The organism is Streptomyces sp. NPDC058674, assembly GCF_042716505.1.
Classification (GTDB): Bacteria; Actinomycetota; Actinomycetes; order Streptomycetales; family Streptomycetaceae; genus Streptomyces.
On sequence record NZ_JBHXSC010000081.1, the window covers coordinates 1 to 19357 of the forward strand.

Annotated in this window: 18 protein-coding genes; 14 read left to right on the forward strand and 4 right to left on the reverse strand. The window is 72.9% G+C overall.

Annotated features, from left to right (window positions below; translation table 11 throughout):
* Positions 1-90: 90 nt before the first annotated feature.
* Positions 91-1902, reverse strand: a complete 1812-nt coding sequence (locus tag ACFWU6_RS29560) for a glycoside hydrolase family 15 protein (RefSeq protein ID WP_383984035.1) — start codon at positions 1900-1902, stop codon at positions 91-93.
* Positions 1903-2357: 455 nt separating this feature from the next.
* Here ACFWU6_RS29560 and ACFWU6_RS29565 point away from each other — a divergent pair, with 455 nt between their 5' ends.
* The 13 genes from ACFWU6_RS29565 (at position 2358) to ACFWU6_RS29625 (ending at position 17013) form a co-directional block, all read left to right on the forward strand.
* Positions 2358-4010 carry a CTP synthase gene (locus tag ACFWU6_RS29565; RefSeq protein ID WP_383812051.1) on the forward strand — a complete coding sequence of 551 codons (1653 nt, stop codon included), beginning with the start codon at positions 2358-2360 and terminating at the stop codon, positions 4008-4010.
* 82 nt (positions 4011-4092) lie between these two features.
* Positions 4093-4734, forward strand: coding sequence for an NUDIX domain-containing protein (locus ACFWU6_RS29570; protein WP_383812049.1), 642 nt, complete (start codon positions 4093-4095; stop codon positions 4732-4734).
* Positions 4735-4940: 206 nt separating this feature from the next.
* The gene (locus ACFWU6_RS29575) at positions 4941-6926 is read left to right on the forward strand and encodes a tetratricopeptide repeat protein (RefSeq protein WP_383812039.1); all 1986 of its coding nucleotides are present in this window, start codon (positions 4941-4943) and stop codon (positions 6924-6926) included.
* A 153-nt stretch (positions 6927-7079) separates the two neighbouring features.
* Entirely contained in the window at positions 7080-8195 is a 1116-nt protein-coding gene (ald, locus tag ACFWU6_RS29580; RefSeq protein ID WP_383812037.1) for an alanine dehydrogenase, read from the forward strand.
* A gap of 326 nt (positions 8196-8521) precedes the next feature.
* Positions 8522-9682 carry a ParA family protein gene (locus ACFWU6_RS29585; RefSeq protein ID WP_383812035.1) on the forward strand — a complete coding sequence of 387 codons (1161 nt, stop codon included), beginning with the start codon at positions 8522-8524 and terminating at the stop codon, positions 9680-9682.
* The gene (locus ACFWU6_RS29590; RefSeq protein WP_383812033.1) at positions 9667-10182 is read left to right on the forward strand and encodes a hypothetical protein; all 516 of its coding nucleotides are present in this window, start codon (positions 9667-9669) and stop codon (positions 10180-10182) included. The genes ACFWU6_RS29585 and ACFWU6_RS29590 overlap by 16 nt, the downstream gene beginning before the upstream one ends.
* Positions 10183-10241: 59 nt before the next feature.
* Positions 10242-11282 (forward strand): segregation and condensation protein A, encoded by a 1041-nt coding sequence (locus ACFWU6_RS29595; RefSeq protein WP_383984015.1) that lies wholly within the window; start codon positions 10242-10244, stop codon positions 11280-11282.
* 68 nt (positions 11283-11350) lie between these two features.
* Positions 11351-11992, forward strand: a complete 642-nt coding sequence (gene scpB / locus ACFWU6_RS29600) for an SMC-Scp complex subunit ScpB (protein ID WP_383984038.1) — start codon at positions 11351-11353, stop codon at positions 11990-11992.
* Positions 11992-13449, forward strand: a complete 1458-nt coding sequence (locus tag ACFWU6_RS29605; RefSeq protein WP_383984018.1) for a pseudouridine synthase — start codon at positions 11992-11994, stop codon at positions 13447-13449. The genes scpB and ACFWU6_RS29605 overlap by 1 nt, the downstream gene beginning before the upstream one ends.
* A gap of 126 nt (positions 13450-13575) precedes the next feature.
* The gene (pnuC, locus tag ACFWU6_RS29610) at positions 13576-14184 is read left to right on the forward strand and encodes a nicotinamide riboside transporter PnuC (protein ID WP_383812544.1); all 609 of its coding nucleotides are present in this window, start codon (positions 13576-13578) and stop codon (positions 14182-14184) included.
* Positions 14181-15260 (forward strand): AAA family ATPase, encoded by a 1080-nt coding sequence (locus ACFWU6_RS29615; protein WP_383984021.1) that lies wholly within the window; start codon positions 14181-14183, stop codon positions 15258-15260. The genes pnuC and ACFWU6_RS29615 overlap by 4 nt, the downstream gene beginning before the upstream one ends.
* Positions 15257-16000: an NUDIX domain-containing protein gene (locus tag ACFWU6_RS29620; protein ID WP_383812548.1), complete on the forward strand. Its 744-nt coding sequence runs from the start codon at positions 15257-15259 to the stop codon at positions 15998-16000. The genes ACFWU6_RS29615 and ACFWU6_RS29620 overlap by 4 nt, the downstream gene beginning before the upstream one ends.
* The gene (locus ACFWU6_RS29625; RefSeq protein WP_383812550.1) at positions 15997-17013 is read left to right on the forward strand and encodes an ADP-ribosylglycohydrolase family protein; all 1017 of its coding nucleotides are present in this window, start codon (positions 15997-15999) and stop codon (positions 17011-17013) included. Before ACFWU6_RS29620 ends, ACFWU6_RS29625 begins: the two co-directional genes overlap by 4 nt.
* Before the next feature lie 73 nt (positions 17014-17086).
* Here ACFWU6_RS29625 and ACFWU6_RS29630 read toward each other — a convergent pair whose 3' ends face one another.
* The 3 genes from ACFWU6_RS29630 to ACFWU6_RS29640 form a co-directional block, all read right to left on the reverse strand.
* Complete coding sequence (locus ACFWU6_RS29630; protein WP_383812552.1) at positions 17087-17785, reverse strand: DNA polymerase beta superfamily protein; 699 nt, start codon at positions 17783-17785, stop codon at positions 17087-17089.
* A 28-nt stretch (positions 17786-17813) separates the two neighbouring features.
* Entirely contained in the window at positions 17814-18281 is a 468-nt protein-coding gene (locus ACFWU6_RS29635; protein ID WP_383984024.1) for a ubiquinol-cytochrome c reductase iron-sulfur subunit, read from the reverse strand.
* An 81-nt stretch (positions 18282-18362) separates the two neighbouring features.
* The gene (locus ACFWU6_RS29640; protein WP_383812556.1) at positions 18363-18704 is read right to left on the reverse strand and encodes a DUF952 domain-containing protein; all 342 of its coding nucleotides are present in this window, start codon (positions 18702-18704) and stop codon (positions 18363-18365) included.
* 137 nt (positions 18705-18841) lie between these two features.
* Here ACFWU6_RS29640 and ACFWU6_RS29645 point away from each other — a divergent pair, with 137 nt between their 5' ends.
* Positions 18842-19309 carry a YidB family protein gene (locus ACFWU6_RS29645; RefSeq protein ID WP_383984027.1) on the forward strand — a complete coding sequence of 156 codons (468 nt, stop codon included), beginning with the start codon at positions 18842-18844 and terminating at the stop codon, positions 19307-19309.
* Positions 19310-19357: the final 48 nt, after the last annotated feature.

A 19357-nucleotide genomic window follows, 5' to 3' on the forward strand; every position in this document is an offset into this window, starting at 1 on the left:
CCTCCACACCTACAACCACCACCGCTGCCACACCGCACTCGACGGCAAGCCACCCATCAGCCGTGTGAACAACGCTGCGGGTCAATACACCTAGCCTCCGTACGCCCCGCTCGCGGTCAGCCGCAGCGCCGTGTCGATCAGCGGAACGTGGCTGAAGGCCTGGGGGAAGTTCCCGACCTGCCGCTGCAGCCGCGGGTCCCACTCCTCCGCCAGCAGCCCCAGGTCGTTGCGGAGCGACAGCAGGCGCTCGAAGAGGCGGCGCGCCTCGTCGACGCGGCCGATCATCGCCAGGTCGTCGGCCATCCAGAACGAGCAGGCGAGGAACGCCCCCTCGTCGCCCTCCAGGCCGTCCACGCCGGCCTCGTCGCCCGACGTCGGGTACCGCAGGATGAAGCCGTCCGGAGTGGACAGCTCGCGCTGGATCGCCTCGATGGTGCCGATGACCCGCTTGTCGTCCGGCGGCAGGAAGCCCATCTGCGGGATCAGCAGCAGGGAGGCGTCCAGCTCCTTCGACCCGTACGACTGGGTGAAGGTGTTCCGCTCCTTGTCGTAGCCCTTCTCGCACACGTCCTGGTGGATCTCGTCGCGCAGCTCGCGCCAGCGCTCCAGCGGGCCGTCGGCGTCCCCGCTCTCGATCAGCTTGATGGTGCGGTCCACGGCCACCCAGGCCATCACCTTCGAGTGCACGAAGTGGCGGCGCGGACCGCGCACCTCCCAGATGCCCTCGTCCGGCTGGTCCCAGTGGGTCTCCAGGTAGCGGATCAGCTTGAGCTGGAGCAGCGAGGCGTAGTCGCTGCGCGCCAGACCCGTCATGTGGCCCAGGTGCAGGGCCTCGGTGACCTCGCCGTAGACGTCCAGCTGGAGCTGGCCGGCCGCGCCGTTGCCGACCCGGACCGGGCGCGAGTTCTCGTACCCGGGGAGCCAGTCCAGCTCGGTCTCGCCGAGCTCGCGCTCGCCCGCGATGCCGTACATGATCTGCAGGTTCTCGGGGTCCCCGGCCACCGCGCGCAGCAGCCACTCGCGCCAGGCGCGGGCCTCCTCGCGGTAGCCGGTGCGCAGCAGCGAGGAGAGGGTGATGGCCGCGTCGCGCAGCCAGGTGTAGCGGTAGTCCCAGTTCCGGACGCCGCCGATCTCCTCCGGGAGGGAGGTGGTCGGCGCGGCGACGATGCCGCCGGTGGGGCCGTAGGTCAGGGCCTTGAGGGTGATCAGGGAGCGGACCACCGCCTCACGGTAGGGCCCGTGGTACGTGCACTGCTCGACCCACTCGCGCCAGAACTCGGTGGTGGAGTCCAGGGCCGCCTCGGCGTCCGGGGCCTGCGGCGCGCCGCGGTGCGAGGGCTGCCAGCTGATGCTGAAGGCCATCCGGTCGCCCGGCCCGACCGTGAAGTCGGAGTACGTCGTCAGGTCCTTGCCGTACGTCTGCGCGTCGGTGTCCAGCCAGACCGAGTCGGGCCCGGCCACGGCCACCGTGCGGCCGTCGACCTTGTGCACCCAGGGCACGACCCGGCCGTAGCTGAAACGCATGCGCAGCGCCGAGCGCATCGGCACGCGACCGCTGACGCCTTCCACGATGCGGATCAGCTGCGGGGCGTGGTCCTCGCGGGGCGGCATGAAATCGATCACACGGACCGTGCCGCGCGGGGTCTCCCACTCCGACTCCAGCACCAGGGAGTCGCCCCGGTAGCGGCGGCGGGTGGCCCGGGGGGCGTCCATGCCCGCCGGGAAGGCAGGACCGATCCGCCAGAAGCCGTGATCCTCGGTGCCGAGAATGCTTGCAAACACGGCATGGGAGTCGAAACGGGGCAGACACAACCAGTCCACCGCCCCGTCCCGACAGACCAGCGCCGCGGTCTGCATGTCCCCGATCAGTGCGTAATCCTCGATGCGCCCGGACACGTGCATCTCCAGTCGAACGGCCACGTCCGCCCCGAAGGGCGCTTGCATTGCGCGGTTTGCGCGGTCTCCCATGGGTGGGGAACGCCGCGTTGAGCCAATGATTCCGCATATCGGCTCGGGTCGGCCGTCTGACGGTCTGCCCGGCGGCGATGTTCGCAATATCCGAGCAGGATATGACGGCACCCTAGTGATCTACCTAAGCCTGCGAAGAATGTGGCTCGGCCAAACGGGTGAGCAGCGAGAACGTTCCGCGCGCCGTTCCGCGCGCCGCGGCCGCCCGCGTCGCCGGAGGCGGACCGGCCCGGGCGCTGATAGGCTGGTACCCCGTGGACCGGTGGTCTGCCTGTGCGAACCAGGAGCCCCGAAACCGCAGCTTCGGCGCCCCCTGAGACCCTTCCGGATCGACGGAGTCCGGCGCCGGACGCACCTCACCTCGCGACCACGGGAGCCCCCTCTTGGCGATGCCGCCCAACTCCATGACGACCAAGCACATCTTCGTCACCGGGGGTGTCGCTTCCTCCCTCGGCAAGGGCCTGACGGCCTCCAGCCTGGGTGCGCTGCTGAAGGCGCGCGGCCTGCGGGTCACGATGCAGAAGCTCGACCCCTACCTGAACGTCGACCCCGGCACGATGAACCCCTTCCAGCACGGTGAGGTGTTCGTCACCAACGACGGCGCCGAGACCGACCTGGACATCGGCCACTACGAGCGCTTCCTCGACGTCGACCTCGACGGCTCGGCCAACGTCACCACCGGCCAGGTCTACTCGACGGTCATCGCCAAGGAGCGGCGCGGCGAGTACCTGGGCGACACCGTGCAGGTCATCCCGCACATCACCAACGAGATCAAGCACCGCATCCGCCGCATGGCGACCGCGGACGTCGACGTGGTCATCACCGAGGTCGGCGGGACCGTCGGCGACATCGAGTCGCTGCCGTTCCTGGAGACCGTCCGCCAGGTCCGCCACGAGGTCGGCCGCGACAACGTCTTCGTCGTGCACATCTCGCTGCTGCCCTACATCGGCCCGTCCGGCGAGCTGAAGACCAAGCCCACCCAGCACTCGGTCGCGGCCCTGCGCAACATCGGCATCCAGCCCGACGCGATCGTGCTGCGCGCCGACCGCGAGGTGCCGACCTCGATCAAGCGCAAGATCTCCCTGATGTGTGACGTGGACGAGGCCGCCGTCGTCGCGGCCATCGACGCCAAGTCGATCTACGACATCCCGAAGGTCCTGCACACCGAGGGCCTGGACGCCTACGTCGTCCGCAAGCTCGACCTGCCCTTCCGCGACGTCAACTGGACCGTCTGGGAAGACCTCCTGGACCGGGTCCACAACCCCGACCACGAGGTCAAGGTCGCGCTCGTCGGCAAGTACATCGACCTGCCCGACGCCTACCTGTCGGTGACCGAGGCGCTGCGCGCCGGAGGCTTCGCCAACAAGGCCCGGGTCCAGATCAAGTGGGTCGCCTCCGACGACTGCAAGACCCCGGCCGGCGCCGCGGACGTGCTCGGCGACGTGGACGCGGTCTGCGTGCCCGGCGGCTTCGGCGACCGCGGTGTCAACGGCAAGGTCGGCGCGATCACCTACGCCCGCGAGAACAGGATCCCGCTGCTGGGCCTGTGCCTGGGCCTGCAGTGCGTGGTCATCGAGGCCGCGCGCAACCTGGCGGGCATCGAGGACGCGAACTCCACCGAGTTCGACGCCTCCACCCCGCACCCGGTCATCTCGACCATGGAGGAGCAGCTTGCCTTCGTCGAGGGCGCGGGCGACCTGGGCGGCACCATGCGCCTGGGCATGTACCCGGCGAAGCTCGCCGAGGGTTCCATCGTGCGCGAGGTCTACGGCGACCAGGCGTACGTGGACGAGCGCCACCGCCACCGCTACGAGGTCAACAACGCGTACCGCGGCGAGCTGGAGACGAAGGCCGGCCTCGTCTTCTCCGGCACCTCCCCGGACAACAGGCTCGTGGAGTACGTCGAGTACCCGCGCGAGGTCCACCCCTACCTCGTGGCCACCCAGGCCCACCCGGAGCTGCGCTCGCGCCCCACGCGCCCGCACCCGCTCTTCGCGGGCCTGGTCAAGGCCGCCGTGGAGCGGCAGCAGTCCGCGAAGTGAGGGCCTGACCGCATAACGTAGGCAGCCGGGGCACGCATCGTGCCCCGGCTGTCGCGTTTCTCGGGAAGGTACGGCCATGGCCATGGGCAACGTCAACGCCATCGCGGACACACCGGAGTCGTGGGAGGTCGTCGCCTCGCGCACCCCGTTCCAGGGGGCCAAGACGGCGGTCCGCTCCGACCAGGTCCGGATGCCCGACCGGATGGTGGTCCGCCGCGACTACCAGGCGCACCCCGGCTCGGTGTGCGTGCTCGCAGTGGACGAGGAGCAGCGGGTGCTGGTCCTGAAGCAGTTCCGGCACCCGGTGCGGCACCGCCTGTGGGAGCTGCCGGCGGGCCTGCTGGACGTCCCCGGGGAGAACCCGCTGCACGCGGCCCAGCGGGAGCTGTACGAGGAGGCGCACGTCACGGCGCAGGACTGGCGGGTGCTGGCCGACTTCTTCTCCTCGCCGGGCGGATCGGACGAGGCGGTCCGGATCTTCCTGGCGCGGGACCTGGCGGAGGCCGAGGGGGAGCGGTACGCGGTCTCCGACGAGGAGGCCGACATGGAGATCGCCAGGGTTCCGCTGCCCGAGCTGGTGGCCGGGGTACTGGAGGGTCGTCTGGGGAACCCGGGTCTGGTGACGGGCGCGCTGGCCCTGTCGGCCGCCCTCGCCTCCGAGGGCGGCCTCGACGCCCTCCGCCCGGCGTCGGCGCCTTGGCCGGCCAGGCCGTTCACGGCGTAGGCGTGCTGGGGCGCGGCGGCTCCGGCCCCGCCGGAGCGCCGCGCTCCGCCCCCGGGCGGCCGCCCGGGGGAACCGCAGCTTCCGCCCGCCGTGAAAAACGGACCATCCGCTGATCCGATCGGGGGATGTACCCGCCGCGCTCCACCCGGGTCGTCGCTCTGCGTGAACTACGCTCGCCATCCGAAGGCAGGGAGAGGAGCGGATCCGTGACGGATTTCGTCGGGCGGCGGCGTGAGCTCAAGGAGCTGCGCGAGGACATCGCACGGACCGGGCTCGACACCCTCTCGGGCCGGAAGGCCAAGGCCCCCCGGGCGCGGGTGCTGCTCGTCGCGGGGCGGCCGGGGTCGGGGCGCACGGCCCTGGCCGAGGCGTTCGTGCGGGAGGTGGCCGACGAGTACCCCGGCGGGGTGCTCCGGACCCGGCTCACCTCTCCGGGCGGAGCGACCGTGCCCACCGAGCGCGCCGTCCGGGACCTCCTGGAAGGACTGGGCCAGCCCACCCCGCCCGGGGCCGGCGAGGACGACCTCAGCGCCGCCCTGCGCAGCGCCCTCAAAGGGCGCCGGGTCATCGTCCTGGTCGACGACGCCGTCGATCCCAACCAGGTCGACGCCCTGCTGCCGGACACCCCGGAGTGCCTGGTCGTGGTGACCGCCGAGGGGCCGCTCACCGGCATCCCCGACGTGCGCCCCTGCACCCTGGGCGGCCTGGACACCCCCTCCGCCGTGCAGATGCTCGCGCACCGGATCGGCGACATCCGCGTCACCGTCGACCCCCGCGCCGCCGAAGCCCTCGCCGAGGAGTGCGGCGGGCAGCCCGCCGCACTGCGCCTGATCGGCGGCTGGCTCGCCGCGCACCCCAAGGCCTCCGTCGTCGACGTGGCCAAACAGCTGCACGACATGCCCTCCAGCGCCGGCGGCCCGCTCGGCCGCTGCTTCCGGCTCGTCTACGAGTCCCTGCCGCAGCCCGCCCAGCGGACCCTGCGGCTGCTGCCGCTCGCCCCCGCCGGGGTGGTCGACGCGCACACCGCCTCCGCCCTCGCCGGCTGCTCGGTGGCCGCCGCCCAGTCCACGCTGGACGACTTCGTCGCGCTGGGCCTCCTGCACGGCTCCCGCGACGGGCTGTTCTTCGTGCCCGGCTGCCTCGCACCCCTGCTCCAGGCCCTGCTGGAGACCAAGGAGCGCCCGGCCGAGGTCCAGCTCGCCCGGGCCCGGATGCTGGAGCGCACCGTACGGCTGCTGCACTCCTGCCGTGCCATGGCCCAGCCGGACGACGGCGAGGACACGGGTGTCGGCGTCGGCGGGCCGGAGAAGATGGGCGGCCTGCCGCGCGCCCTGCGCTTCCCCGACCGGCGGGCCGCCGCCACCTGGCTGGACACCCGGCTGCCCGCCCTGTCCGCGGCCGCCGCCCTGGCCGTGGCCGACGGCGAGCTCGACACCCTGGCCCGCCGGCTGGTCGCCGCCCTCGTACGGGCCCTCGCGGACCACCGCGGAACCGCCGAGGCCGCCCCCGAGCTGTACGGGCTGCACCGGCTGGTCCTGGACGTGGCCGAGCGGCGCGACCTGCACCGCGAGCAGGCGGCGGCGCTGCTGAACCTGGCCGATCTGGACGCCGAGACCGGCCGGACCCACGAGGCCCTGGAGCGCTACCGGGCCGCTCTGGTCGCGGGGAAGGCCGCGAACGACCCGTACGCGACCGGCCGCGCGATGGAATCCGTAGGCGGCGCGTACCAGGAGCTGGCGGACTGGCACCGGGCCTCCGACTGGTTCGGCCGGGCCCTCACCCAGGCCCTCGCCCGGGGGGAGCGCGCGGACGAGGCCCGGCTGTACGGCCGGCTGGGGAACGTCCACACCTACGCGGGCCGGTACGGGGACGCGCTGCGCAGCTGGCGGGCGGCCGCCGCGGGCTACCGGAAGCTGGCCGATGTCCCGGGTCAGGCAAAGGCGTTGAGCGAGATGGCGCGGGTCCAGGAGTACGCGGGCCGGCCCGAGGAGTCGCTGCACACCTGCCGGGAGGCGGTGGAGCTGGCGCGCAAGGCCGGGGACCAGCGGCTTCAGGCCGCTCTGCAGGTGCGGTTGGCCGACACGCTGGACCGGCTCGGGGACCCGGCGGCCGCCAGGCTGCACCGGTCCGCAGCCGACAGATTGCTGGGAGATGACCCCGCAGCCTGCGAAATCCGCAGTGCTTCCGACTAAGATTATTCGTTTGCAAGGCTAGACAGCGACTCATCCTTCATTAGACTGGGTTCACCGCGGCTTCCCGTGGTGCATCCCGTTGCGCGTTCTTGTGGGCGGGTATGTATGGAAGTGACCCGAAAAATCCCCCTGAGCCAAGGACCGTGATCGACGATGAAGGTCGGCATCCCCCGCGAGGTCAAGAACAACGAGTTCCGGGTCGCCATCACGCCCGCCGGCGTGCATGAGCTGGTCCGGGGCGGCCACCAGGTCTTCGTCGAGCAGAACGCCGGTGCGGGTTCCTCGATCACCGACGCCGAGTACGTCGCCGCGGGCGCCGAGATCCTGGGCACGGCGGACGAGGTCTGGGCCACCGCCGACCTGCTGCTGAAGGTCAAGGAGCCCATCGCGGAGGAGTACCACCGCCTGCGCAAGGACCAGACCCTCTTCACGTACCTGCACCTCGCGGCCTCCCGCGAGTGCACGGACGCCCTGCTCGCGTCCGGCACCACCGCCATCGCGTACGAGACGGTCGAGCTCGCCAACCGCGCGCTCCCGCTGCTGGCCCCGATGTCCGAGGTCGCGGGCCGGCTGGCCCCGCAGGTCGGCGCCTACCACCTGATGCGCTCGGCCGGCGGCCGCGGCGTCCTCCCGGGCGGCGTCCCCGGTACCTCGGCCGGCGAGGCCGTCGTCATCGGCGGCGGCGTCTCCGGCTGGAACGCCGCGCAGATCGCCATCGGCATGGGCTTCCACGTGACCCTGCTGGACCGCGACATCAACAAGCTCCGCGAGGCCGACAAGATCTTCGGCACGAAGATCCAGACGATCGTCTCCAACGCCTACGAGCTGGAGAAGGCCGTCCTCGCGGCCGACCTCGTCATCGGCGCGGTGCTGATCCCGGGTGCGAAGGCCCCGAAGCTGGTCACCAACGAGCTCGTCTCCCGGATGAAGCCCGGAAGTGTCCTTGTCGACATCGCGATCGACCAGGGCGGCTGCTTCGAGGACTCCCGTCCGACCACCCACGCCGAGCCGACCTTCCAGGTCCACAACTCGGTCTTCTACTGCGTCGCCAACATGCCGGGCGCGGTTCCGAACACCTCCACCTACGCGCTGACCAACGCCACGCTGCCCTACATCGTGCAGCTCGCGAACCTCGGATGGGTCGAGGCGCTCCGTCGCGACCCGGCGCTCGCGCTGGGCCTCAACACCCATGAGGGCCAGGTCGTTTACGGCCCGGTCGCCGAGGCGCACGGCCTGGAGACCCTTGAGCTGAGCACGCTGCTCGGCTGAAGCGTCAACGACTGACGTCAATCTCACGTATCCGGCCGGACCTTGCTCGCGAGGTCCGGCCGGACACGTTTCGCGGGTGCCCGGCGGCCCCGCTCAACTCGCCTCGAACGTAACCCTTTAACCCTTTCGCGCACCCGCGAAAATTCGCGGCGACGGCTCGGACGCCCTTGACAGCGAGGTGTTCGGTTGCCGACACATCGTGCCGGGTCCGACGGATTGTGTTGCCGCTGGGCGGTGACACGCCATAGAGTCGCCAACCGTCGGCATGGTGCAACGCTGACCTATCGATAAGTGTCCTGGTCACGTCCGAGGAGGTAAGACGACTTGTGAATGAGTCGACATTTGCTCCTAGGGGTGGTCGCGCAGGGACGCCGGAGCGGGGCCAGGACCCCGCCGGGCTCGAGGCTGTCGGCTCCGTCGCAGTCCGCACCTTCGCAAACCACCAGCACATGACGACGCCCCGAAACAGCATGGACGGCCTAGACGTGAACTCCAGGGCCGGCGACCTGAGCGGCGAAAAGCCCACTGGTTTCGCCGACTACGACAATGTGCCCGAGGGGCACTTCTACGACCCCGACGCGGAGTACGAACCGGACCCCGAGTACGCGGCCACCCTCGCCCCCGACGCTGCCCGCCAGCGCCGTGAGCGGATCGGCCCGACCGGACGCCCGCTGCCGTACTTCCCCATCCCGGGTCCACTGACCGACCACGGTCCGGCGAAGATCATCGCGATGTGCAACCAGAAGGGCGGCGTGGGCAAGACCACGTCGACCATCAACCTGGGCGCCGCGCTCGCCGAGTACGGGCGCCGCGTGCTGCTCGTCGACTTCGACCCGCAGGGCGCGCTGTCCGTGGGTCTCGGCGTGAACCCCATGGAGCTCGACCTGACGGTCTACAACCTGCTCATGGAGCGGGGCATGTCGGCCGACGAGGTGCTGCTCAAGACTGCGGTCCCCAACATGGACCTGCTGCCGAGCAACATCGACCTGTCCGCCGCCGAGGTGCAGCTGGTCAGCGAGGTCGCGCGCGAGTCCACCCTGCAGCGGGCCCTCAAGCCCCTGATGGCCGACTACGACTACATCGTGATCGACTGCCAGCCCTCGCTCGGTCTGCTGACCGTGAACGCCCTGACGGCGGCTCACAAGGTCATCGTCCCGCTGGAGTGCGAGTTCTTCGCGCTGCGCGGGGTGGCACTGCTGACCGAGACCATCGAGAAGGTGCAGGAGCGGCTCAACCCCGAGCTGGAGCTCGACGGCATCCTCGCCACGATGTACGACTCCCGCACGGTCCACAGCCGTGAGGTCCTGGCGCGCGTCGTCGAGGCCTTCGACGACCACGTCTACCACACGGTGATCGGCCGTACGGTGCGCTTCCCGGAGACCACGGTCGCCGGCGAGCCCATCACCACGTACGCCTCCAACTCCGTCGGCGCCGCAGCGTACCGCCAGCTCGCCAGGGAGGTGCTCGCCCGGTGTCCCGCCGAGTGAGTCTGCCCGGAGCCGACGAACTGTTCCGCACGACCGGGGGGATGGCCCTCCAGTCGTCCTCGCCGCGGCGGGGGGCCGAGGAGGCGACCGGCACCGCCGCGGAGCACTCGGCGGCCTCGGCGGAGGGCACGGCGGGAGAGGGCCGCAGCCGGGAGGCCGCGGCCGGCACGGACCCCGTCGTGGGGGCGCCCAGGCGGCCGCAGGAAGGTTCTGCCGGCTCCGCGAGCGGTCCGGCGCAGCCGGGCGGGCGCGGCAAGGGGCAGGGCAGGGGCGCCAACCGGCGCCCCAGCGGGCGGGAGCGGCACGACGAGAAGATCACGGTCTACGTCTCCGCGGAGGAGCTCATGGACCTGGAACACGCGCGGCTGGTGCTGCGCGGCGAGCACGGCCTCGCGGTCGACCGGGGCCGTATCGTCCGTGAGGCGGTGGCGGTCGTCCTCGCCGATCTCGAGTCCCGCGGGGACGCGAGCATCCTCGTACGGCGGCTGCGCGGCCGCTGACCCGGCCGCCGGGTACGCCGCACCGCACTCCGACCCTCCGCACCACCCCCTGGACCGCGATGCCCCTCCCCGCCGAACCCGGCCCGCCGAACCGTCGACCCCTGGGACGCGGTCCCGGACGCGGTGCGCCCACCGGGCCCCCCGGGCCGGACGGCGGCCGGGAGGGCGGCGAGGACCTCCCCGGAGCCGCCGAGGCGACCGCTGGAGGCCCCGAGGCGACCGCGGGCGGCCCGGGGGCCGCACAGGCCCCCGAAGGCGCGGAAGCCGCCCCAGCGCCCCCTGAGAGCCTTGTGAGGCCCGGCGGCGGCGGCCGGTTCACGCTGCGGCTGGCCAACTTCGAGGGTCCCTTCGACCTGTTGCTCCAGCTGATCTCCCGGCACAAGCTGGACGTCACTGAGGTCGCGCTGTCGCAGGTCACCGACGAGTTCACGGCCCACATCAGGGCCATGGGCCCGGACTGGGACCTCGACCAGACCACCGAGTTCCTCGTCGTCGCCGCCACCCTGCTCGACCTGAAGGCGGCCCGGCTGCTGCCGGCGGCGGAGGTCGAGGACGAGGCGGACCTCGCCCTGCTGGAGGCCCGCGACCTGCTCTTCGCGCGGCTGCTCCAGTACCGGGCGTACAAGCGGATCGCGGAGATCTTCGAGATCCGGGCGGAGGCCGAGGGCCGCCGCCACCCGCGCACCGTCGGCCTGGAGCCGCACCACGCCGAGCTGCTGCCCGAGGTGGTCATCGGCATCGGCCCGGAGGGCCTGGCCCGCCTCGCGGCCCGGGCGATGCGGCCCCGGGCCGCCCCCCAGGTCTACGTGGACCACATCCACGCCCCGCTGGTCAGCGTCCGCGAACAGGCCGGGCTCGTGGTGCGGATGCTGAAGGCGCGCGGGGAGGCGACCTTCCGGGAGCTGACCGAGGACGCCGGGGACACCCTGACCGTCGTCGCGCGCTTCCTGGCCCTCCTGGAGCTCTACCGGGAGAAGGCCGTGCTCCTCGACCAGGAGGAGGCCCTGAAGACCCTCACCGTGCGCTGGAGCGGGGGCGACGGGGACGGCATGCCGACGGTGACCAACGAGTTCGACCAGATCGTGGAGGCGAAGGATTGAGCAGCGACGCGAACCCGGCCCCGGCGTCGGCCCCTGCCCCTGCCCCTGCCGCTGCCGCTGCCCCGGCGCTGGCAGCGGCCGTCCCGGCGGGCGCGGTGGCCGCCCTGGAGCTGAAGCCCGCCCTGGAGGCGGTCCTGATGGTCGTGGACGAGCCGGCGACTGAGGAGCACCTGGCCAGGGTGCTGGAGCGCACCCCCCAGGAGGTCGTGCGCGCCCTCGCGGAGCTCGCCGACGAGTACACGGCCGCCGGCCGGGGTTTCGAGCTGAGGTTCGTCGCCGGGGGGTGGCGGTTCTACACCCGCGCGCGGTACGCCCCGGCCGTGGAGGGCTACGTACTGGACGGCCGGCAGGCCCGGCTCACCCAGGCCGCCCTGGAGACCCTGGCGGTCGTCGCGTACCGCCAGCCGGTGAGCCGCTCACGGGTCTCGGCGGTCCGCGGGGTCAACTGCGACGGGGTCATGCGGACCCTCCTCCAGCGGGGTCTGGTGGCCGAGGCGGGGACGGAACCCGAAACAGGTGCGATCCTGTACAGGACGACGAACCACTTTTTGGAGCGGATGGGCCTACGCGGCCTGGACGAGCTCCCGGAGCTCGCGCCCTTCCTCCCCGAGGCGGACGCGATCGAAGCCGAGACGCAAGAAGGTGTGCCGTCGTTCGATCCGGACGCACCGGACACTGATGAAGACGACGACAAGACGACGGAACTTTGATGCGAAGCAGCGGCAACGGCAACTCTGGCGGCAACAGGAACAGCGGCGGCGGTGGCGGGCGCGGTGACTCCCGCGGCGGCAGCGCCGGCGGTGGTGGCCACCGCGGCGGCCAGGGCGGCAGCGGCTCCGGCGGCTACCGCGGTGGCAGCTCGGGCGGCAGTGGCTCCGGCGGCTACCGCGGCGGCCAGGGCCAGGGCGGCAGCAGCAGCGGCGGCTACCGCGGCGGCAGCTCCGGCGGCAGTGGCTCCGGCGGCTACCGCGGCGGCCAGGGCCAGGGCAGCAGCAGCGGCGGCTACCGCGGCGGCAGCTCCGGCGGCGGCGGTGGATACCGCGGCGGCCAGGGAGCCGGCGGCCCGCAGGACCGCGACCGCGACCAGGCGCCGCAGCGTCCCCGCAACCCGCGCCCCGAGGAGCGCCGCTACGACGTGGGCCCCGAGGGCGAGCGCAACGGCCGAGGCGGAGCGAAGGCCGGCGGCGGCGGTGCCCGCGGCGCGGCCGACGGTCCCCGCGGCGGCTCCGGCGCCCGCGGCGCCGACGCGCGCGGTGGCGCCAAGGGCGGCCCCAAGACCCCCAGGACCCCCGGCATCGGCGGGGCCGGCGGCCCGCGCCGCGGTCCCGGCAGCCGCAGCGGCCAGTCGCGTCCGCGCGAGCTGGAGGCGCGGATCGAGGAGCGCGTGCGCGACCGGTACGCCGACAAGCCGGTCATCAAGACCCCGAAGACCTTCCCGGGTGCCGAGGAGGAGGGGGAGCGCCTGCAGAAGGTGCTCGCCCGCGCCGGCATGGGCTCGCGCCGCGCCTGCGAGGAGCTGATCGAGCAGGCCCGGGTCGAGGTCAACGGCGAGATCGTGCTGGAGCAGGGCAAGCGCGTCCTGCCGAAGGACGAGATCAAGGTGGACGGCCTGACCGTCGCCACGCAGTCGTACCTCTTCTTCGCGCTGAACAAGCCGGCGGGCGTCGTCTCCACGATGGAGGACCCCGACGGCCGCCAGTGCCTCGGCGACTACGTCACCAACCGTGAGACGCGTCTCTTCCACGTCGGCCGGCTCGACACCGAGACCGAGGGCATCATCCTGCTCACCAACCACGGTGAGCTGGCCCACCGCCTCACGCACCCCAAGTACGGCGTGAAGAAGACCTACGTCGCCGCGATCACCGGCCCGCTGCCGCGCGAGATCGGCAAGCGCCTCAAGGACGGCATCGAGCTGGAGGACGGGTACGCCCGCGCCGACCACTTCCGCGTCGTCGACCAGGTCGGCAAGAACTACCTGGTCGAGGTGACCCTGCACGAAGGGCGCAAGCACATCGTGCGCCGCATGATGGCGGAGGCCGGCTTCCCGGTCGAGAAGCTCGTACGGACCTCCTTCGGGCCGATCGAGCTGGGCGACCAGAAGTCGGGCTGGCTGCGCCGCCTGACCAACACCGAGGTCGGCATGCTGATGCGCGAGGTCGGTCTGTAGGACCGCCCGCTCCCCCCGGCCCATCCGAGAAGCCCGCAGCGCCCACGGCGCCGCGGGCTTCTCCCTTGCCCCCGACCCCCTCCCCTGCTTATAGTCACAGTGACTATTAAAGGGAGGGGCCCGGATATGAGCTGGACCTTGAGCTGGACCGAGGTGCTCGGCTTCGCCACCGGCGCCCTGTGCGTCTGGCTGGTCGCGCGGCAGCACGTCGCCAACTGGCCGATCGGCATCGCCAACAACGTCTTCTTCATCGTGCTCTTCGCCCAGGCCGGGCTCTACGCCGACGCCGGGCTGCAGATCGTCTTCATCGCCCTCGCCGCGTACGGCTGGTGGTCCTGGACCCACGGGGGTGGACCAGGAGCCGCCGAGACCCTGCCGGTGCGCCGCACCACGCGCACCGAGTGGATCTGGCTGGCCGCGGCGGGGGCGGTGGGGGTGCTGGCCCTGACCCTGCTCCTGTCCCGGGCCACCGACTCGACCGTGCCCTTCTGGGACGCGGCCACCACCGGGCTCTCCCTCGCGGCCACCTACGGCCAGTGCCGCAAGCTCCTCGAATCCTGGTGGCTGTGGATCGCGGCCGACCTCGTCTACATCCCCCTCTACGCCCACAAGGGCCTGTACCTGACCTCCCTCCTCTACGTCGGCTTCCTCGCCCTGTGCGTGGCCGGCCTCATCGGCTGGCGGCGGTCGCTGCCGGCGCGGGGCGCCCGTACGGCCCTGGGGGCCGCCGCGTGAGGCGCTTCGGCCACGGGCTGGTGCTCGGCAAGTTCTATCCGCCGCACGCCGGCCACCACCACCTGGTGCGCACCGCCCGGGACCGCTGCGACCGGCTGACCGTGCTGGTGTGCGCCGCCTCCGTGGAGTCCGTGCCGCTCGCCGACCGGGTCGCCTGGATGAGGGAGGCCCACCCGGGGGCGGACGTGGTCGGCGCGGTCGACGACATCCCGGTCGACCTGAACGACCCGGCGGTCTGGGAGGCCCACATGGCGGTCTTCCGGGAGGCGGTCGCCGGGCCGGTGGACGCCGTCTTCACCTCGGAGGGCTACGGGGCCGAACTGGCGCGCCGGTTCGGCGCCGAGGAGGTCTGCGTGGACCCCGGCCGGACGCGGTTCCCGGTCTCGGGGACGGCCGTACGGGCCGACCCGGCCGGCTGCTGGGACTTCCTCGGCCCGGCCGTACGGGCCTTCCTGGCACGCCGGGTCGTGGTGCTCGGCGCCGAGTCCACCGGCACGACGACGCTGTCGCGGGACCTGGCGGCGCACTACCGGCAGCGCGGCGGGGTCTGGGCGGCCACCGGATGGGTCGCCGAGTACGGGCGCCGGTACAGCGAGGAGAAGCTCGCCGCGGCCCGCGCGGCGGACCCGGCCGCATCCTGGGCGGACATCTCCTTCGCCTCGGAGGAGTTCCCGGTGATCGCCCGGCGCCAGGACGCGCAGGAGGAGCGGGCGGCCCGGCTCGGCTCCCCGGTGCTGATCTGCGACACCGACTCCTTCGCGACCGGGATCTGGCACGAGCGGTACACGGGCGGACGCAGCGAGGAGGTCGAGAGGACCGCCGCGCTGACGCGCCGCCACCTGTACCTGCTGACGGACGACGCGGACGTGCCCTTCGAGGACGACGGGCTGCGGGACGGGCCCCACCTCAGGCCGTGGATGACCGGCCGGTTCCGGGAGGAGCTCGAAGCCACCGGGAGGCGTCACCTCGTCATGCGGGGGGACCGCCGCACACGCCTGGAGACGGCCGTGGCCGCCGTGGACGGGCTGCTCGCCGAGGGCTGGCACTTCGCCGACCCCCTGCCGGAGGCCCGGTGAACGGGGAACAGCCGCCGGGCTACGACCCGTACGCCTTCGAGCCGTTCGCGGTGACGGTCGACCTGGCGGTGTTCACCGTGCGGGGCGGACAGCTGCACGTCCTGCTGATCCGGCGCGGGCAGGAGCCGTACGCGGGGGCCTGGGCGCTCCCCGGCGGCTTCGTCCTGCCCCGCGAGTCCGCGGAGACCGCCGCGCGCCGGGAGCTGGCCGAGGAGACCGGCCTACCGCAGGCGGCCGTGGCCGCCCTGCACCTGGAACAGCTGCGCACCTACAGCGAACCGGACCGGGACCCGCGGATGCGGGTGGTCTCGGTGGCCTTCACGGCGCTGGTCCCCGACATGCCGGAGCCGGCGGCGGACGGCGGCGGCGACGCGGCGCACGCCCGCTGGTCGCCGGTGGGAGAGGCCGCGGAGCTGGCCTTCGACCACGCGCGGATCCTGGCGGACGCGCGCGGGCGGATCGGCGCGAAGCTGGAGTACACCTGCCTGGCCACCGCCTTCTGCCCGCCCGAGTTCACCCTCGGCGAGCTCCAGGCCGTCTACGAGACCGTCTGGGACACCACCGTCGACCGCCCCAACTTCCGCCGCAAGGTCCTGGCCACCCCCGGCTTCGTGGAGGCCGTACCGGGCGCCGCCCGGCTCACCGGGGGCCGCGGCAAGCCGGCCGCGCTGTACCGGCCGGGACCGGCCACCGCCCTGCACCCGCCCCTGCTCCGCCCCTCGGAAGGACACCACCGATGACGACGACCAAACGCGCGGCGACGGGCACCCTGACCGGCCTGGCCCTGGGCGACGCCCTGGGCTTCCCCACCGAGTTCAACGACGTGCCCGCGATCCTCGCCAAGACCGGTCCGTGGCGCGCGATGGAGCTGCCCCGTCCGGCGATCGTCACCGACGACACCCAGATGACCCTCGCGCTCGCCCGGGGCATGCGGACCGCCGCGGAGCGGGGCCCGGTGGGCCCGCTGCGGCTCGCCCGCCCGGTCCGGGAGGAGTTCGTCGACTGGTACCACTCCCCGGAGAACAACCGGGCGCCCGGCCGCACCTGCATGACGGCCTGCCGGCTCCTGGACCACCCCGAGCGGGACTGGCGCGACGCCAGCCAGCTCGGCTCCAAGGGCTGCGGCGCGAACATGCGGGTCGCCCCGGTCGGACTGGTGCCCGGCTGGACGGACGAGGAGCGGGCCGGCGCCGCCCAGCTCCAGTCCGCCCTCACCCACGGCCACCCGACGGCGCTGGCCGCCTCCGACCTGACCGCGCGGACGGTGTACCTGCTGGCCCGGGGCACCGAGGTGACCGGCCTGGTCGGGCAACTGCGCTCGTACGCACTGGAGAACCGCACCCGCTACCACGAGCGCTGGCTCGGCGACCTCTGGACGCGGACCGCTTCCGACCCCTCGGCGGAGTCCTTCATCGCCCGCGGCTGGGACGACTGCCTGGCCGTCCTGGACCGGCTGTCGGCGGCCCTGCGCACCCCTTCCCCGGAAACCGACCCCTGCCTGACCACCGGGGACGGCTGGATCGCGGAGGAGGCCTTCGCCACGGCCCTGCAGTGCTTCCTGCTCTTCCCCGGGGAGCCCCTGACGGTCCTGCGGCGCGCGGCCTGCACGGCCGGCGACTCCGACTCGATCGCCTGCCTGGCGGGCGCCTTCGCCGGCGCCCACCTCGGCGCGGACGCCTGGCCCCGCGACTGGGAGGGCCGCATCGAGTACCGGGACGAACTCCTGGCCTTCGGCGCCCTCTGGGACGCCTGACCGAGGGGCCCGGTCACCGGCGTCAGGCCGGCCGGGGCGTCAGGCCGGCCGGGATGTCAGGCCGGCCAGGGCGTCAGGCCGGCCCATGCGTCCGGGCCGCCGAGGCGCGGCGGGTGCGCAGGAGGAAGTCCGCGACGCGGGCCTGGTCCGGCTCCGCGGGCAGGGGGGTCGCGGCCAGGGCCGAGGCGTTCTGCTCCGCCAGGCGGTTCATCCAGGCCTCGACCTCCTCCCAGGTGAGCTCGCCGCGCCGGACCGCGAGGAGGCGGTCGCGGTGCGCGCCCGCCCCGATGGACAGCCGGCCCGTGCGCAGCAGGTCGCGGCAGGACAGCATCAGGCGCAACAGGTGCATGGCGTGCTTCCAGCGCGGTGCGCCGTGGACGCGCAGGTCCGCGAGCAGCTTGCCGCGCTGGGAGTCCGCGTACCGGGTGAAGCTGGTGTGGGCCCGGCGGGAGAGAAAGGCCCCGCGCAGGGAGAGCAGCTCCTCGCCGACCGGGGTGACCTCCTCCACCAGGGGGGAGTGCAGGCACTCCAGGACGTTCGGATTGGCGCGCAGCGCGAGCTCGCAGAAGCGTTCGAGCTCCCAGGAGAACTCCTCCTCCCGGGGGCCGTCCACGTGCGTGGGGGGCTTCTCGAACCGCCAGAACAGCGGCGTCGGGGCGAGGTAGACACCGCGCCGGTCGGTGTCGCTCGCCTCCGTCGCCAATCCGAACGCCCGGGAGCCCATCACACACCGGTAGACCGTGTGGTCCCGCACCAGCGTCATGTCGTCCATCCGGCGAGACTAGACACCGGGTGCGCCGCTAGGCGAGCGAGATACTGCCGTCCGCCGCGACGGTGATCTTCCTCTCGGGCAGCGGGCGGGTGGCCGGGCCCTTGGTCACGGCTCCGTCCGTGTCCTTGAACGTGCTGCCGTGGCAGGGGCAGTCGATGCTGCCGTCCGCCACCTTGTTCACGAGGCAGCCGGTGTGGGTGCAGACGGCCGAGAAGCAGCGGTAGGTGCCCGCCGTGGGCTGCGTGATGACCAGCTTCTGGTCCTTGAGGACCGTGCCGCCGCCGACCGGTACGTCCGCCGCCTTGGCGATCGTCTTGGCGCCCGCGGCGACGGGCTCGGATGCCGCCGCGGAGGGGGTGGCCGCGCTCGCCGGCTCGCTGGGGGCCTTGGTGCCGGTGTCGCTCTCGCCGCCGCAGGCGGCGAGGGCACCGCCCGCCAGGGTGGCGGCTCCTGCCGCCAGGACGGTGCGCCGGGTCGTGCGGGTGAGATCGCTCATGCCTGTCTCCTCGCTGTGTGGCCGGATGGCGTGCAGCATCCTGGCCTGCGGCGGGCCTCGGGAGAAGCCTGCCGCGCCGTGTCATACGCCTGACTGCCATGGGGTCAGTGAGGCGGGAGTGCCGGGTGTGCGTACGACCTCCCACACGTGGACCACCGCTTCCCGGTTCAACGGGCCGTGCACGTGCGGGTGGCGGGCGCCCGATCCACCCTCCCGGCGGACCTCCGCGGTGAGGACTCCTTCGTCGAGCTCCACCGCGAGCAGAGTCCCCTGTACCGCCCGGTAGTGCGCGTCGGCGACGGCGAGTGCGGTCGGCCCGTCCGCCGAACAGTGGACGAATCCCTCGGTGCGCAGCGAGGCCGGGGCGTACGGCAGCTCGGGCGCGGCGGCCCAGTCGGCCAGCGGGACGATGTGGAAGATCATGCGGATCGTTCTACCGCAGCCGGTGCACGGGCGTGCGCCAGGTGGCGGCGCCGTCCGGTACGGGTGACATTGACCGTGTCGCGAAACCGGGTACGCCGCTGTCCGTGCGGCCCGGTCCCTCTTCGAAAGGCATGACCATGGCGGGTAAGGACCTCGGCTCCCTTCTCGGCGGCCTCCTCGGCGGCGGCCAGGGCGGCAGTGGTGGCAGCGGTGGCGGCGCCGGCAACATCCTCGGCGCGCTGCTGGGCGCGCTCCGCGGCGGAGGCGGGGCGGCCGGCGCGGCCGGCACGAGCGGCGCCCAGGCGGCCGGCGGCGGGAACAACCCGCTGGGCGCACTGATGGACATGCTGGCCACGTCGGGCCTGGCCGACCATGCGCAGTCCTGGGTCGGCACCGGCGAGAACAAGGCGGTCAGCGGCGCCGAGATCGCCCGGGCCCTGCCCGACGAGACCCTCCAGAAGGTCGCCGAACAGGCCGGGGTCACCCCGGAGAGCGCCGCCGACCAGATCGCCCGGACGCTGCCCCAGGCCGTCGACAAGCTGACGCCCGACGGACAGGTGCCCTCCGGATCGCTGGAGGACATCATCAGGCAGCAGCGCCTCTGACCCCGCCGCCGGGGCCTGACCGGCTGCCCGGGCACCGGCGGCCGCGGG